At 38.6% G+C, this 15704-nt stretch carries 12 protein-coding genes; 5 read left to right on the top strand and 7 right to left on the bottom strand.

The genetic code is table 11. The annotated features are described in order from the left end of the window. Positions 1 to 215 precede the first annotated feature (215 nt). From glmS to glmU, 3 genes are all read right to left on the bottom strand, one after another. Positions 216 to 2048 carry a glutamine--fructose-6-phosphate transaminase (isomerizing) gene (gene glmS, locus FGD67_RS11255; RefSeq protein ID WP_257171290.1) on the bottom strand — a complete coding sequence of 611 codons (1833 nt, stop codon included), beginning with the start codon at positions 2046 to 2048 and terminating at the stop codon, positions 216 to 218. A 15-nt stretch (positions 2049 to 2063) separates the two neighbouring features. Next, on the bottom strand, positions 2064 to 2825 hold the full coding sequence (locus FGD67_RS11260) for a DeoR/GlpR family DNA-binding transcription regulator (RefSeq protein WP_257171291.1): 762 nt from the start codon (positions 2823 to 2825) through the stop codon (positions 2064 to 2066). Positions 2826 to 3101: 276 nt separating this feature from the next. Next, a complete protein-coding gene (gene glmU / locus FGD67_RS11265) occupies positions 3102 to 4463 on the bottom strand; it encodes a bifunctional UDP-N-acetylglucosamine diphosphorylase/glucosamine-1-phosphate N-acetyltransferase GlmU (RefSeq protein ID WP_257171292.1) in 1362 nt (453 codons plus the stop codon). Positions 4464 to 4693: 230 nt separating this feature from the next. Between glmU and FGD67_RS11270 the strand changes: the two genes are divergently transcribed. Beyond that, positions 4694 to 7027, top strand: a complete 2334-nt coding sequence (locus FGD67_RS11270) for a Tex family protein (protein ID WP_257171293.1) — start codon at positions 4694 to 4696, stop codon at positions 7025 to 7027. A gap of 229 nt (positions 7028 to 7256) precedes the next feature. Then, positions 7257 to 7871 (top strand): LysE family translocator, encoded by a 615-nt coding sequence (locus tag FGD67_RS11275; RefSeq protein ID WP_257171294.1) that lies wholly within the window; start codon positions 7257 to 7259, stop codon positions 7869 to 7871. 206 nt (positions 7872 to 8077) lie between these two features. Here the strand turns inward: FGD67_RS11275 and FGD67_RS11280 are convergent, their stop codons facing one another. Continuing rightward, a complete protein-coding gene (locus FGD67_RS11280) occupies positions 8078 to 9127 on the bottom strand; it encodes a DcaP family trimeric outer membrane transporter (RefSeq protein WP_257171295.1) in 1050 nt (349 codons plus the stop codon). A gap of 168 nt (positions 9128 to 9295) precedes the next feature. Further along, a complete protein-coding gene (locus FGD67_RS11285) occupies positions 9296 to 9775 on the bottom strand; it encodes a hypothetical protein (RefSeq protein ID WP_257171296.1) in 480 nt (159 codons plus the stop codon). Between the two features lie 562 nt (positions 9776 to 10337). On the opposite strand from FGD67_RS11285, the gene FGD67_RS11290 reads away from it, so the two are divergent. The 3 genes from FGD67_RS11290 to FGD67_RS11300 all read left to right on the top strand — a co-directional run bounded on the left by FGD67_RS11290 (position 10338) and on the right by FGD67_RS11300 (position 13753). Continuing rightward, positions 10338 to 12632, top strand: coding sequence for a S9 family peptidase (locus tag FGD67_RS11290; RefSeq protein WP_257171297.1), 2295 nt, complete (start codon positions 10338 to 10340; stop codon positions 12630 to 12632). 554 nt (positions 12633 to 13186) lie between these two features. Next, on the top strand, positions 13187 to 13492 hold the full coding sequence (locus FGD67_RS11295) for a TraR/DksA C4-type zinc finger protein (RefSeq protein WP_257171298.1): 306 nt from the start codon (positions 13187 to 13189) through the stop codon (positions 13490 to 13492). 12 nt (positions 13493 to 13504) lie between these two features. Then, positions 13505 to 13753 carry a YdcH family protein gene (locus FGD67_RS11300; RefSeq protein WP_257171299.1) on the top strand — a complete coding sequence of 83 codons (249 nt, stop codon included), beginning with the start codon at positions 13505 to 13507 and terminating at the stop codon, positions 13751 to 13753. 80 nt (positions 13754 to 13833) lie between these two features. Here FGD67_RS11300 and FGD67_RS11305 read toward each other — a convergent pair whose 3' ends face one another. Next, a complete protein-coding gene (locus FGD67_RS11305) occupies positions 13834 to 14253 on the bottom strand; it encodes a F0F1 ATP synthase subunit epsilon (RefSeq protein WP_257171300.1) in 420 nt (139 codons plus the stop codon). A 46-nt stretch (positions 14254 to 14299) separates the two neighbouring features. Next, the gene (gene atpD / locus FGD67_RS11310; RefSeq protein WP_257171301.1) at positions 14300 to 15685 is read right to left on the bottom strand and encodes a F0F1 ATP synthase subunit beta; all 1386 of its coding nucleotides are present in this window, start codon (positions 15683 to 15685) and stop codon (positions 14300 to 14302) included. Between the last annotated feature and the right edge of the window lie 19 nt (positions 15686 to 15704).

A 15704-nucleotide genomic window follows, 5' to 3' on the forward strand; every position in this document is an offset into this window, starting at 1 on the left:
CTTGAGAAACTAGTAGCGTATTTTATTGGCTTGTAAATTTTAACAACTACCTTCGGATAAAATTTTAAAAAAGTGGAAACTCGATCAGAGTTTCCACTTTCCAACCTTATTTAGAATTTAAAAAATGTCGAAAAACAATAAAGTTTGTAACCTTGGGGTGATCGCTTCGCCCCTTTATTGTCCTGCGACAAAAAAATTACTAATAAGTGCTTATATTATTCAACCGTCACTGATTTTGCTAAGTTACGCGGCTGATCAACATCAGTACCTTTAATTATTGCGACATAGTAAGACAATAATTGTAGTGGTAAGGTATATACGATGGGTGCAATGATATCGTCACAATGCGGAACATTAATAACCTTCATGGTGTCATCACTACTAAAGTTAGCACTAGCATCAGCAAAGACATACATTAAGCCGCCACGTGCACGAACTTCTTCAACATTTGATTTTAATTTTTCAATTAAATCATTTTTTGGTGCCACAACAATAACCGGCATTTCGGCATCAATTAACGCTAATGGACCATGTTTAAGTTCACCTGCAGCATAAGCTTCAGCATGAATATATGAAATTTCTTTCAGCTTCAATGCACCTTCCATTGCGATAGGGTACTGATCGCCACGGCCTAAAAACAATGCATGCTGCTTGTCAGCAAAATCTTCAGCTAAGTCTTCAATAGAGCCCGCAAGCGCTAATACTTCTTCAAGCTTATTAGGTAAAGTCATCAACGATAGTGCAATTTCGTTTTGCTTATCTTGTGACATACCGTGATGTTGACCAATGGCTAAGGTCATCATTAACAAACCAACAAGTTGTGTGGTAAAGGCTTTGGTTGATGCTACACCAATTTCTGCACCCGCTTTGGTCATAAAGGCCAAATCTGATTCACGTACTAAAGAAGAGCCCGCAACATTACAAATAGTTAAGCTTGCACGGTAACCTATTTCTTTTGCTAAACGCAAAGCAGCTAAAGTGTCAGCGGTTTCACCCGATTGTGAAATAGTGACTAGTAAGGCATTTTTAGGCACATGAGATTGGCGATATCTAAACTCACTGGCAATTTCAATATTACATGAAACACCTGCAAGGGCTTCTAACCAATAACGCGCCACCATACCTGAATGGTAGCTTGTACCACAGGCAATAATTTGCACATGTTCAATTTCTTGAAAAATAGCATCGGCGCCATCACCAAAAGTTTGAATATCTAGTACATTACCTAATAAACGACCTTCTAAAGCGTTACGAATAGCGGTCGGCTGCTCGTAAGTTTCTTTTAGCATGTAATGACGGTATTCACCTTTATCGCCCGTGTCATGACTCACTTCTGACTCTTTTGCTTCGCGCACTACTGGCTTGCCGTCAGTATCAAAAATATTAACTTCAAAACGGGTAACTTCTGCAACATCACCTTCTTCTAAGAAGGAAAATTTACGAGTAACAGGTAATAGCGCCAACATGTCTGAGGCAATAAAGTTTTCACCAACACCATAACCAATCACTAATGGGCTGCCTGAACGCGCAACCACAACACGGTCTTTATCACGAGTATCAACAACAACTGTGCCATAAGCACCTTCTAATTGCTTAGCTGTAATTTGCACCGCACTTAACAAGCTATCAGCCGTTTTTAGTTCATGATGAACTAAATGTGCGATAACTTCGGTGTCTGTTTCAGAGGTAAAGATATAACCTAAAGCTTGTAAACGTGTGCGTAAAGCATCATGGTTTTCAATAATACCATTGTGCACAACAGCTATCGTCTCTGATGATACATGTGGATGAGCATTAATTTCGCTTGGTGCGCCATGTGTTGCCCAACGTGTATGCGCAATGCCAGTACCACCAACAATTGGACTAGCTTGTAACGCATCAGCAAGTTCTTGCACCTTACCTAAACGACGAGCACGCTTAAGTTGATTATCATTATCAACAATCGCCACACCAGCAGAATCATAACCACGATATTCTAATCGTTTTAAGCCTTCTACTAAAATGTCTGCTACATCACGTTGTGCGACAGCACCAACAATTCCACACATATTCTCTATCCTTTTTTAACTGGCGATAACGAGGTTAACACCCTGTTTAATTATTTCATTTCGCACGTTTTCAGGCATATCTGCATCTGTGATCAACGTGTGAATTTTGCCCCAAGGTAATTCTAAATTAGGGATTTTTCGATTAAGTTTTTCTGAATCTAACATGACAATAACTTCACGCGACACTTCGGCCATGACACGGCTTAAGCCCAATAATTCATTAAATGTTGTTGTGCCACGTGCTAAATCAATACCGTCAGCACCAATGAATAGCTGATCAAAATCATAAGAACGTAAAACACTTTCTGCGACTTGCCCTTGGAAAGATTCTGAATGCGGATCCCAAGTACCACCGGTCATCAATAATGTCGGTTCATTTTCTAAGGCATGTAAGTCAGAAGCAATAGCAAGCGAGTTGGTCATCACAACTAAGCCTTGTTTAGCACTTAGTTCTCGCACCAAAGCTGATGTTGTACTTCCGCTATCTAAAATAATACGATTATGATCTCGGATCAGCGACGCTGCCGTTTTCGCTATAATTATCTTTCGTTTCGAAACTTTTTCGGTTTTAGGTTCAATTATTTCATTAGGTAATGGTACCGCACCACCATACCTTCGTAGCAGTAAACCACTATTTTCTAATACGGCTAAGTCCTTACGAATGGTAACTTCTGAGGTATCAAACTTTTTTGCAAGGCTATCAACACTTACTTCACCTAGGTTGCTTAACTCCGCAATAATAGTATGGCGGCGTTGTTGCGTATTTCGTTTTGACATTGCTTTCGTTTTACTCTTAAAAAGTTTCGATTTAAAACTTAGCTATTAAAACAAAAGCTGAAAATAAAAACAATATTTATCTAAAGATCGGACATCAATATATGAGGAAAATCAATAAACTTAGTTACGTTTGCACAGTAACCTCGTGTTATCTCTATTATTCATCTTTTATTGCTGTGAGGTGATGATTTTTCAATAAAGTAAAAATAAAAATGCACTAGCTTTTAAACTAGTGCATTTATAGCAAAATATGTCGTGATTAATGTCGTTACTACGTTATTTTTTGCTAGGTCGTTGCCAACCAGGAATATTACGCTGCTTACCTCGTGCAACACTTAATTCATTATCCGCAACATTTTTAACAATAACTGAACCTGCGCCTGTTGTTGCCATTTCGCCAATGGTCACCGGTGCCACTAATGAAGTATTTGAACCAATAAAAGCGCCAGCACCAATAATGGTTTTCGATTTATTTATGCCATCATAATTACACGTAATCGTGCCTGCACCGATATTTGCCTTAGGGCCTATTTCAGCATCACCTAAATAAGACAAGTGACCTGCTTTTGCACCTTCACCTAAAGTCGTTTTTTTCATTTCGACAAAATTACCGACATGGGCATCACGTTTTAATTCTGAACCAGGACGAATACGCGCAAAAGGACCAACAGAGGCTAATTCACCAATAATGGCATCTTCAACAATGCTATTTGGCTTAATTTCAGCATTTTTACCGATACGGCAATTTTTAAGAATGCAATTCGCGCCAATAATAGCATGCTCTGCAATTTCAACATCGCCCTCAAAAATACAATTAATATCAATGACAACTTCTTGGCCGACAGTAACCTTACCGCGAATATCGATGCGATTAGGGTCACGTAACGTAGCGCCAGCAATCATTAACTCTTCCGCTTTCCTTAATTGATATGCGCGTTCCAAACCGGCCAATTGTACGCGGTTATTAGCACCTTCCACTTCAATTTCACTATCTGGATGAGCGGTAGCAATTAGCTTACCCTCTTGATGACATGCAGCAATAATATCGGTTAAATAGTACTCGCCTTGGGCATTATCGCTGGATAAGTTTGATAACCAACGCTTTAGGTCACCGCCATTCGCTAACAAAATACCGGTATTGGCTTCGTTAATAAGTAATTGCTCTGGGGTGGCATCTTTTTGCTCAACAATACCCACTACGGTGCCGACGCTATCACGCATAATGCGACCGTAGCCAGCAGGGTTCGCTAAATGTACTGTTAATAATGCCATGCCATTGTCAGGCTTAGCGGCAATTAAACGCTGTAATGTACTCACTTTCGTTAAAGGTACATCGCCATAAAGCACTAACACATCTTCTTCATCAGTTAAAAATGGTGATGCCATATCAACGGCATGGCCAGTACCAAGTTGTTCTTTTTGTTCGACAAAAATTAAATCATCACCGGTAATTTTACTTTTTAACACATCACCGCCAAAACCATAAACTACATAGGTATTTGTTGCTTCAACTTGGCGGGCGGCATCAATAACATGCGCTACCATAGGTTTATCAGCAACAGCATGAAGTACTTTAGGTAATGAAGAACGCATGCGAGTACCTTTACCCGCGGCTAAAACAACAACAGAGAGAGCCATAATAATTCCGTTTTATATATAATTAGGTGATGAATAAAAACATTGTAGCGTTATTTTAAGTGCCACACGATTAAAATACTATCAACGTAGTGAGTTAAATTAACTCACTTTATTTTAGCTAAAAGAACAAGTACTTGAATATCGCATATCAACGCTATTTGGGTATATACTACGCACACAGAAAATACGATAAGCATACCCATTACTTATTGCACTAGGACCCCCGATAAATGACGCCAATTGCTGAGCAAATAGCCAAAGAACTTGATGTAAAAACGAGCCAAATAAATACCGCGATAAATTTATTAGACGAAGGTTCAACAGTGCCTTTTATCGCTCGTTATCGTAAAGAAGCCACACAAGGCCTTGACGATAATCACTTGCGCCACTTGGCTCAGCGTTTAAGCTATTTAAGAGATTTATCCGCTCGTAGAAGCGTTATTATTGCTAGCATAGAGCAGCAAGGAAAATTAACGCCAGCATTAACAACAGAGCTAAATAAGGCCGATAATAAAACTCGCTTGGAAGATTTATACTTACCCTTTAAGCCAAAACGAAAAACCAAAGGGCAAATAGCCATCACCGGTGGTTTAGAGCCCTTAGCTAATAATATTTATAATAATTGGCAGCTTAATCCTGAACTTGAAGCCGTAGCATTTATCAATAAAGAGCACGGTTTTATAGATGAAAAATCGGTACTTGAAGGTGCTCATTTTATTTTAGTCGAGCGCTTTGCTGAAGATGCCAATTTGATCCAAAAGTTACGTCGACATTTACTTAAACAAGCTCACCTTTGCAGCAAAGTGGTTAAAAGCAAAGCTAGCGAAGCCACAAAATATAGAGACTATTTTGAGCATTCAGAGCTTTTAAGAAGTGTACCCTCGCATCGCATGTTAGCCATGTTACGGGGTCGTAACGAAGGCTTTCTTTCATTACGCATTGATGCTAATCCTGGGCAAGAAGGCGCATTCTCTAGTGCCCAGCAATTAATTACTGAACATTTCAATTTACGTTTAACAGGACAAGCGGCAGCAGAGTTTTTAACGAAAGTGGTTAGCTCTACTTGGAAATTAAAACTTAGCCAAAGTTTAGAAACAGAACTACTTGGCAGCTTACGCGAGCAAGCCGAAGTAGAAGCAATAAAAGTTTTTTCTCGTAATTTAAATGATTTACTTATGGCTGCTCCTGCGGGTCCCAAAACCACCTTAGGTTTAGATCCGGGTATGCGCACCGGTTGTAAACTCGCCATTGTAGATGCCACAGGTAAATTATTACAAACCGCGACAATTTTCCCACATGCTCCACAAAATCACTGGGATAAATCTGTTCGTACCTTAGTTAACTTATGCCAACAGTTTAAGGTAGAACTGGTTGCTATTGGTAATGGTACCGGGTCTCGTGAAAGTGACAAGTTAGTTGCTGAGGTGATCACTAAAATAGAAAGCCATAAACTATCAAAAGTCATCGTGAGTGAAGCCGGCGCATCAGTTTATTCAGCGTCGGAGTTAGCCGCAGATGAATTTCCAGAGCTTGATGTATCAATACGCGGCGCTGTATCTATTGCTAGACGCTTGCAAGACCCACTTGCAGAGTTGGTAAAAATTGACCCTAAAGCCATTGGTGTTGGACAATATCAGCATGACGTAAGTCAAAGCCAACTGAGCCAAACGTTAGATAATATTATCGAAGATTGTGTTAACAAAGTTGGCGTAGATTTAAATAGTGCTTCTGCGCCTTTACTTGCAAGAGTGTCAGGTTTAAATAAAACCATGGCAAACAATGTCGTGAATTTTCGTAATGAAAATGGCCGCTTCAATAACCGTAACGAATTAAAAAAAGTCGCACGTTTAGGACCAAAAGCCTTTGAACAAGCAGCTGGTTTTTTACGTATTACTGAGGGTAATAATCCTCTTGACTGTTCAGGGGTTCACCCAGAAACCTACCCTGTAGTCGAGGCGATATTAAAGCAGCATAAAAATACTATTACTGATCTCATGGGTAATAAATCAGCGCTTGGAAACATCAATATTGACACCCTAACTAGTGAAACATTTGGTGCCATCACGGTAAAAGATATTATTAGCGAGTTAGAAAAGCCAGGTCGCGATCCACGCCCTGAATTTAAAACCGCAACATTTCAAGAGGGGATAAACACTATTGCTGATTTAAAAGTCGGTATGATTTTAGAAGGTGTGATATCCAATGTTGCTAATTTTGGTGCTTTTGTTGATGTTGGGGTTCATCAAGACGGCTTAGTGCATATCTCATCCCTAACTAATAAGTTTGTCAGTGATCCACATGAAATTGTTAAAGCCGGTGAAGTGGTTAAAGTAAAAGTTACTGAGGTTGACCCTCAGCGTAAACGTATCAGTTTAACCATGCGTTTAGATGAAGCTACGCCACAAGTTAACAGTCAAGCGCCAGAAAAAGCGCCTAAAGCAATGCATAAAGATCACAAAAATAAGCAACATAAAAACCATACTAGGACGCAAAAACCTAAAGTGGAAAATAATGCCGCCATGGGTAATGCTTTTGCTGACGCTTTTGCCAAGCTAAAGAAATAATCAGCTAAACCCTTTGGTAAATATTCAAAAAGCCGCTCAATTGCGGCTTTTTTTCATGGTAATAAAGGCACTGATCAAAAAAACGTCATTCCGCACCATCTAAAACTTGCACTTTTAAGCTAGCCCGCTACCATAGCCACCTTTAAGGCATATCATACCAAGTCTATTAAGTTTCTTCCCACTCAGAGCTTAGTATAATTGGTATCAGTTAAATTTTCTGCGGAATACCATGGAACTTCACAATTATTATCTTTATTTTAGTATTTCGCTGCTTGCCTCAATCAGTATTGGTCCTTCAGTAATCCTAGCAGCGAGTAATGGTATAAATTTCGGTCGTAAAAAAGCCTTAGCGGGTGTTTTAGGTCATGTCAGTGCCGTGATGATTTTAGCGCTCATTTCAGCTTCAGGACTCGGTTTGATTTTAATGACATCTAAGTTAGCGTTTGCGTTTATTAAATACGCTGGCGCTGGCTACTTAATTTATATAGGTATTGCGATTTGGCGTAGTAAAGGTCAGTGGTCATTCGCCGATAAAAATGCTCAAATTCCAGCAAAACGCACCTTATTTAAACAAAGCCTTTTATTAGGGCTCAGTAACCCAAAAGCTTTAGTGTTTTTCTCAGCTTTATTCCCACAGTTTATACAGCCAGAGCAAGCTATTTTGCCACAATTTGTACTGCTTGCTGGCACAAGCTTGTGCAATGCTTTTGTTTTTACTTCTGTTTATGTTGCTATTGCCTTTCGCTTTCGTCACTATTTCTTATCTGCTATTGGTCAACGCTGGGTGGGTAAAACAACGGGCGGTGTATTTATTGGCTTTGCTGCCGCACTTCTAGCTAGCTAATACAATTACAAAGGTGCAATTAAGCTTTTAAGTTCTCGCTAAGCGCGCACTTTCTTAGATATATTGGTATAAACATCGCCATTTTTCACTTTGAATATAAAAAAAGGGAAGCAAAAGCTTCCCCAAAAACAACCTCGGTTGGAGGTTAACTAACGCAAGCTATTTGTACTGGTAACGGCGACACCATAACAATACTGAATTTAACACTAAAGAACATATTTAGCTGAGAACTGTACATAATCTGAATCAGCGTTTTGATCAGCTGAGTCAAAATTACCTACCTCTAAACCAAACGAAAGTTCTTTGGTATAATTTTTAAAGATATTCACCCCCCAGTGGGTTCTATCAGCATCAGAAACATCGGTAGAAGTATTACCATAAAAGGCGGTACTGCGAATGTCTTCTGACCAAAAGTGGCGATAAGCAACCATATATGATGTGGTTTCTTCTACTTCTTCACCCACTAAGTCGCGAGCAGCAACAACACCAACGTAACGACCGGTTTCACCACCGTGGTATTGAAAACGCAAATCATCTTTACCAAAAATGTTAATTTTACCGGCAATACCATAACCAAATGCTGACTCAGAATTACCACCAAGCGTGTTTAACTGTCGAGCTAAACCTGCTACTGAAACATTACCCCAATCACCTTTAAAGGTATATTTAGCGATAACATCAGGTATAGAATCTTGGCTCGGATCACCTTGATCAGATTCTGGGTTTTCTATCGCAACTTGGAAGTTCCCCTGAGTATAACGAATTTGGCCTTGTCGGATAAAAGCTGAGGCATTAAGTGGACCACCAAAATCAGCACCTTCAGCTAAAGCGCTAGTATTAACAAAAGTTGACCACGTTTGGCCAACAAGAATATTTTTATATTTGATAAATGCGTGACGAATTCGTGGATTAGATGAGTTTGAAACAATTTCATTACCGCCACCACCATGGAAATCAAGTTCGATAAAGCCAGTTACGTCTCCATGTACATATTTTGTGTTAAAACGTGATTCTGTCGCGCGAAAACTAACTTTAGAAATATCACCAACGTTACCAGCACCAACCCAATAATCTTTAGTAATACTGTCGATGTTACCATCAACATAGCGAGTATCTAATTTAATATAACCACCAAAAGTAATCGAGTCCTCATCTGATAACTTAATTTCATAACTAGCATGTGCAACGCCAGCCATAGTTAATAAACCTGTTGCTAATAGAAGCTTTTTCTTATTAAACATTTTTACTTTCCCCATGTGTGATCCTAATCGAATTCAACAGTTTATCACTATGTTATTCGATAATTATTATTAACCTTAGAGTAAAAATAGCTCTACTCGCTGGCGTTTTTATTGTTTTATTAGTTTTGATAACGTGTTTACTTTTTATCGCGGTAAGTAACCGTTATCGTTATTTTTATAATTTTATGCTGCGTAATTCATGGTAATATTTTGTGATTTCAATATTTTTCTAGCAATAGCTTTATCTTTAGCCACTGGCAGTTGTTCAACATATTTAATGACATCTGCATGTGCAAACTCTCCTATACAGCCAGCAAGTTTGGCATTAATAGCGTTTGATAATGTTGATAGCTCAATTGTTGTGCTGCTTAATTCAATATAGATATGAAGTGCATTACCTTTTTGCTCGTGAGGAAGGCCAAATACCACGACCTGCTCAACACCTGCTAATTGGTTGATAAACATTTCAATAGTCTCATTGGCAATACGGTAGCCACTGATTTTATGAGCAGATGTCGCCTGAGAAACTAACCAAATATAATCTTGTTCGATCACTGACATCATATCTTCACTGGCAAGACTCTCATCAAGGAAATACAACCACTCACCATTGCTCGATTGCAACCAAGATAGTTGTGCTTGTTGAACACTCTGATTAGTCATATTAATCTCTTTTATTATTTTGTGTAAATTTCAAGCAAAATATTTTTTATATTGTTAACACTAGAGAGTAAGAGCAAACTTATAAATTAGACCTAAGTCTACATTAGCAAATAAATGCAATAGACTTTAGTCTAGGTTGAGGCAGAAAATGCTTAAAAAACCAGTTAAAAATCTTCTTCATTTTACTGTCTTATGAAGCCCTATTGTACTTTCCGGTAAATGTAAAGTTATGCTGCTCTTAACGCCGGTATACGGATAGTGGACGACAACAAAGCCATCAATAAACCCAACAACAAAGAGCAGTTAGCGCTGACTTACTTGAGTAGCATGCAGATACTGTTTTTTATACTACGCTAAATTTTTTAGTGCTATATTTGCACGACATATTGTATAAATAGCCCAAATATTACAGCCCCTAGCAACGCTCAATACATTCTAGCTATCTATGATGGTTAATTATCGCAAGACCTTATCTACTGGTCGATAATTGCAGCAGCATTGAGAGAAGAAATGATAGAATATTGAAAATCCTAATTTTATAACTGATAAAACAAGATTATTCATGGTTTCTATAATAAAACATATATCACCGGTAGTAGTTTTCACCTGTTTAGCCAACATAACTTTTAGTGCTAATGCTCAAGCGTTAAGTATTGATAAATATTATCAAGCAGAACAACAACTCAGTAAATATACCGAGAAATTAGTGACTGGCACACTAGATCACCCCCAGTGGACCAATAATAACCAACTCACTTATCGCAGCCATACCAAGCAAGGTGAGCAGTTTTTTATTATTGATGCTGTAACCAAAGAAAAGAATTTGGCGTTCGATCATCAAAAACTTGCTGCTGCGCTATCACTCACCACGAAAAAAGAAATTAAAGCTCAAAAATTCCCTTTTATATCTTTTGATTTAATCAATAAAAAAACGATCTCTGTAAAAATAAAAGATGAATTATATCAATGTGATATTGTGCGTTATTCATGTCAACAATCAAAAAACACAGTTAATAATAATGAGTTAGTCGCACCAAATGGCCTGTATGCTGTTTATATTTATGACAACAACTTATGGTTACGTAAGCTAAGTGATAATAGCAAAAAGCAATTAACCACAGACGGCATAGAGAACTTCGCTTATGCCACCAATAATGCCGGTTGGATCCGTAATGATAAACCGGTTGTAAAATGGTCTCCTGATTCGAAAAAGCTTACCACCTTTAAACATGATGGCCGCAATGTTGGTGAAATGGGCATAGTATCAACAGCAGTAGGGCATCCCAAAATTGATGTTTGGAAATACCCATTACCTGGTGACAAAAATATTTTCCAAATTCATCGTGTCGTTATCGATGTTGAGCAGGCTAAAGTAACAGCGCTTGATATGCCTGCTGATGACCATCGCTCAACAATTACAGATCACGTTGCAGGACGAGATGGTAGTTTATTGGATATCGACTGGTCTGCTGATAGTAGTCACTTTCTCTTTGTTTCATCTACACGTGATCACAAGACTGCCACACTGAAAGTAGCTGACGCTACAACAGGTAAAGTTCGAACCATTTTAAGTGAAACTGAAAATACTTTTTTTGAATCAGGTGTCAGTGGTATTAGCTGGCAATATCTTGATAAAAGTAATGAGATTATTTGGTTTTCACAGCGTTCTGACTGGGGACATTTGTACCTTGTTGATGCGACAACAGGTAAAATAAAAAATCAAATTACTCAAGGTAATTGGACGGTGCTAGAATTACTTGATGTCAATCAAGACACCGGTAAGCTAATTTTTACCGCTGCAGGAAAAGAGGGCGGCGATCCTTATTTTCATTATCTTTATAGCATTAACAAAGACGGGTCAGGTTTAACGTTACTAACTCCTGAGCAAAAACATCATCGTATATCACTGAGTAAAAATGCCGCCTACTTTTTAGACCGAGTTTCAACACCAAACCAACCTGAAACCAGCTTTATTCGCAGTACCAGTAGCAAATCAGGTTTTGTCGTTGAACAAATGGATATTAGCAAGCTAAGTGCCACCGGTTGGCAGGCACCAACGCCATTTATCGTTAAAGACCGTAATAACCAACATGATATCTATGGTTTAATGTATAAGCCTAGTGATTTTGACGCTAGCAAATCATACCCTGTCGTCAATTACTTATACCCAGGTCCACAAGTAGGGAGTATTCGAGGTCGTCACTTTAGAAGCGCTCGTGGTGATAACCAAGCCATTGCCGAATTAGGCTTTATTGTTATCGAAATTGACGCATTAGGTACCCCCGGACGTTCAAAAAGCTTCCACGAGTTTTATTACCAGAACATGAGTGACAGCGGTATTCCTGATCAAGTAGCCGCTATCAAACAATTAGCTGATAAATATAACTGGATAGATAGTTCTCGTGTCGGTATTTGGGGACATTCTGGTGGCGGTTTTGCTTCAACACGTGCTTTATTAACTTACCCTGATTTTTATTCTGTCGCAGTTTCACAAGCAGGTAACCACGATAACCGTAACTACGCCGATGAATGGGGTGAAAAATACCACGGTGTATTGGTGAAAAATGAAGATGGTAGTAGCAATTATGATAGCCAAGCTAATCAATTAATTGTTGATAACCTCAAAGGCAAGTTACTCATAGCTCACGGTACCACCGACACTAACGTACCACCATATAACACCTTAATAGTGGTAGAAGCGTTAATTAAAGCTAATAAAGATTTTGATATGCTTATGCTGCCAAACCGCAGTCATGGCTTTGCTAGAGAGCCATACATGATGCGTAAACGTTGGGATTACTTTGTTAAGCATTTAATGGCGGTAACACCACCAAAAGAGTTCACTTTTTCAAAATAATATTCTCTCAACAATAACCTAAGTTAGAATAAGGGGTACGCCCTTTTTCTAACTTTAAAGAACTCCTTGTTTCAGTTAATTTAAGTCTATCCCTCACTGCCATAATTTATCACGGCATTAGCCCTAGAGCATCATAGCAAGTTTCAACATATAAACCCTTAGAGCTTGCTATTAACTATTAAGAAAACCATCAACACAGTAAGGTACAAGGTGCTAGTACTTTTAATGCGGCAAAAAGTACTAGCACTAACAAAATAATATAACCTCAGCTCAGATTCACAAACTTTATAACCAGTTAATTAATAAAATTATTAGTTAAATATTCACTCTATTGCTATTAGTAAAACATTTACAAAACCGCAATGACAAATTTAGCTACTTAACAAGGTAATACCATATTGGGCGTAAAAATAACGCTGATAAGCGCTTAAATGGCATGGTTTAATACAGTAGCTTAAGAAAAAAAAGCCCAAGCTCAAGTACAATATTGCGCTAGATCAAAACCGCGACTTATTAGAGGCATAAAATGAAATAAAGCCTAAGGAGAAATACTAATGAGTAAAGATATTATACGGAATTTACTAGATAAAAAAGTTGAACTTCAACAACGTATTAACGCTATCGAGGCTGATTTTAGCAAAGGGCGTTCACAAGATTTTGCAGAACAAACCAGTGAAAATAACGAAGTACTCAGTGAAATACATATCGAAGCTCAGCGAGAATTAAACTTAATTAATCAAGCAATCACCCGTTTTGAAAATAATAAATACGGCTTTTGCAGTCAGTGTAAGCAAAAAATTAACCCTGAACGTTTGAAAGTTTTACCTTATATCGATACTTGTATTAACTGTGCTAAATAGGAGCAACAAAACATGATAGAAAAACACGATTTGCACCACGAATTTCCAGAATTTGAACAAGAAATCCGTCAATTAAAAATGTTTAATGGTCATTTTGCCCGTTTATTTAAAGAGTACCATGCGCTAGACCAAGAAGTACGCCACATTGAAGAAGGCGTTGAAACCACTTCTGATGAATATTTAGAAACTCAAAAAATAGCGCGTGTACATTTAAAAGATGAACTTTTTAGCATGCTGAAAAAAGCAAAAGTTACAGCATAAAATCAAAAATTACCGGCATAAAAAAGCGACTAATTACCGAAGTAAAAGTCGCTTTTTTGATCACTAAAACTTACTGTGAGCTATTTTTTGCTTGACGCTTGAATAACACGTAATTGTGCAACAGCGCGAGCTAATTCAGCTGCAGCTTCAGCATAATCAACATCATTAACATGTTCATTCATGTGCTTCTCTGCGCGTTCTTTAGCTTCTAGTGCGGCTTGTTCATCTAAATCACCGCCACGTACGGCGATATCCGCCAATACTGTTACGTTATTAGGTTGAACTTCTAACATACCGCCAGAAAGATAGATGATTTCTTCTTCACCACCTTTCTTAACGATTCTTGCCATACCAGGTTTTAGTGAGGTCAGCAAAGGTGCGTGACCAGGCATAATACCTAATTCACCTTCGCTACCTGTGATCTGTAATGATTCAATGCTACCAGAAAATAAGCTTTCTTCAGCACTTACGACATTAAGATTTACAGAAAGTATTGCCATGTGACCTCCTAATAGGTGATTAACAACTGTTAATCACCAGCCTTCATTACATGTTTTTAGCTTTTTCAGCTGCTTCTTCAATAGAACCAACCATGTAGAAAGCTTGCTCAGGTAAATCATCATATTCACCTGCAAGTAAACCTTTAAAGCCAGCAATTGTGTCTTTAAGTGATACATACTTACCAGGAGAACCGGTGAATACTTCAGCAACGAAGAACGGTTGAGATAAGAAACGTTGAATCTTACGTGCGCGATTCACTGCTAATTTATCTTCTTCAGATAACTCATCCATACCTAAGATGGCGATGATATCTTTAAGTTCTTTGTAACGTTGTAACGTTGATTGCACGCCACGAGCTGTTTCATAATGCTCAGCACCAACAACTAAAGGATCTAATTGACGTGAAGTAGAGTCAAGTGGATCAATTGCTGGGTAAATACCTTGTGATGCAATATCACGAGATAGTACAACTGTTGCATCTAAGTGAGCAAAGGTTGTTGCTGGCGATGGATCGGTCAAATCATCCGCTGGTACGTATACCGCTTGAATTGAAGTGATTGAACCTTTCTTCGTAGAGGTAATACGTTCTTGAAGAACACCCATTTCTTCAGCAAGTGTTGGTTGGTAACCAACAGCTGATGGCATACGACCTAACAATGCAGATACTTCAGTACCAGCAAGTGTATAACGGTAGATGTTATCTACGAAAAATAATACGTCACGACCTTCGTCACGGAATTTTTCAGCCATAGTCAAACCAGTAAACGCTACGCGTAAACGGTTTCCTGGAGGCTCGTTCATTTGGCCGTAAACTAACGATACTTTATCAAGTACGTTAGAATCGTTCATTTCATGGTAGAAATCGTTACCTTCACGAGTACGCTCACCGACACCAGCAAATACTGAGTAGCCGCTATGCTCGATCGCGATGTTACGAATAAGTTCCATCATGTTTACGGTTTTACCAACACCAGCACCACCGAATAAACCAACTTTACCACCCTTAGCGAATGGACAAACTAAATCGATTACTTTGATACCAGTTTCAAGTAGCTCGTTAGACATCGCTTGGTCAGCATAAGCTGGCGCTTCACGGTGAATTGACCACTTTTCTTCTTCGCCGATTGGGCCAGCTTCATCGATAGGCTCACCCAATACGTTCATAATGCGACCCAATGTACATGTACCTACTGGTACTTGGATGTTATTACCTGTGTTTTCTACTGTCAGACCACGACGCAAACCGTCTGATGAACCCATAGCGATAGCACGAACTACGCCACCACCTAATTGCTGTTGTACTTCTAGTACTAAGCCTGAAAGGTCACCTTCAGTTACATTTAATGCGTCATATACCTGAGGTACAGCATCTTGTGGAAATTCTACATCCACAACTGCGCCAATGATTTGGACGACTTTACCTGTACTCATGTTTAATCCTCTAATCTTG

Origin of the sequence: Colwellia sp. M166 (assembly GCF_024585285.1) — a bacterium.
GTDB lineage: Bacteria > Pseudomonadota > Gammaproteobacteria > Enterobacterales > Alteromonadaceae > Cognaticolwellia.

Excerpts from the sequence above, each read along its gene's own strand:
- FGD67_RS11290 (WP_257171297.1), top strand. The coding sequence starts at position 10,338 with ATGGTTTCTATAATAAAACATATATCACCGGTAGTAGTTTTCACCTGT.
- FGD67_RS11295 (WP_257171298.1), top strand. The coding sequence starts at position 13,187 with ATGAGTAAAGATATTATACGGAATTTACTAGATAAAAAAGTTGAACTT.
- FGD67_RS11285 (WP_257171296.1), bottom strand. The coding sequence starts at position 9,775 with ATGACTAATCAGAGTGTTCAACAAGCACAACTATCTTGGTTGCAATCG.
- FGD67_RS11260 (WP_257171291.1), bottom strand. The coding sequence starts at position 2,825 with ATGTCAAAACGAAATACGCAACAACGCCGCCATACTATTATTGCGGAG.
- FGD67_RS11305 (WP_257171300.1), bottom strand. The coding sequence starts at position 14,253 with ATGGCAATACTTTCTGTAAATCTTAATGTCGTAAGTGCTGAAGAAAGC.
- FGD67_RS11275 (WP_257171294.1), top strand. The coding sequence starts at position 7,257 with ATGGAACTTCACAATTATTATCTTTATTTTAGTATTTCGCTGCTTGCC.
- glmU (WP_257171292.1), bottom strand. The coding sequence starts at position 4,463 with ATGGCTCTCTCTGTTGTTGTTTTAGCCGCGGGTAAAGGTACTCGCATG.
- FGD67_RS11280 (WP_257171295.1), bottom strand. The coding sequence starts at position 9,127 with ATGGGGAAAGTAAAAATGTTTAATAAGAAAAAGCTTCTATTAGCAACA.
- FGD67_RS11270 (WP_257171293.1), top strand. The coding sequence starts at position 4,694 with ATGACGCCAATTGCTGAGCAAATAGCCAAAGAACTTGATGTAAAAACG.
- atpD (WP_257171301.1), bottom strand. The coding sequence starts at position 15,685 with ATGAGTACAGGTAAAGTCGTCCAAATCATTGGCGCAGTTGTGGATGTA.
- FGD67_RS11300 (WP_257171299.1), top strand. The coding sequence starts at position 13,505 with ATGATAGAAAAACACGATTTGCACCACGAATTTCCAGAATTTGAACAA.
- glmS (WP_257171290.1), bottom strand. The coding sequence starts at position 2,048 with ATGTGTGGAATTGTTGGTGCTGTCGCACAACGTGATGTAGCAGACATT.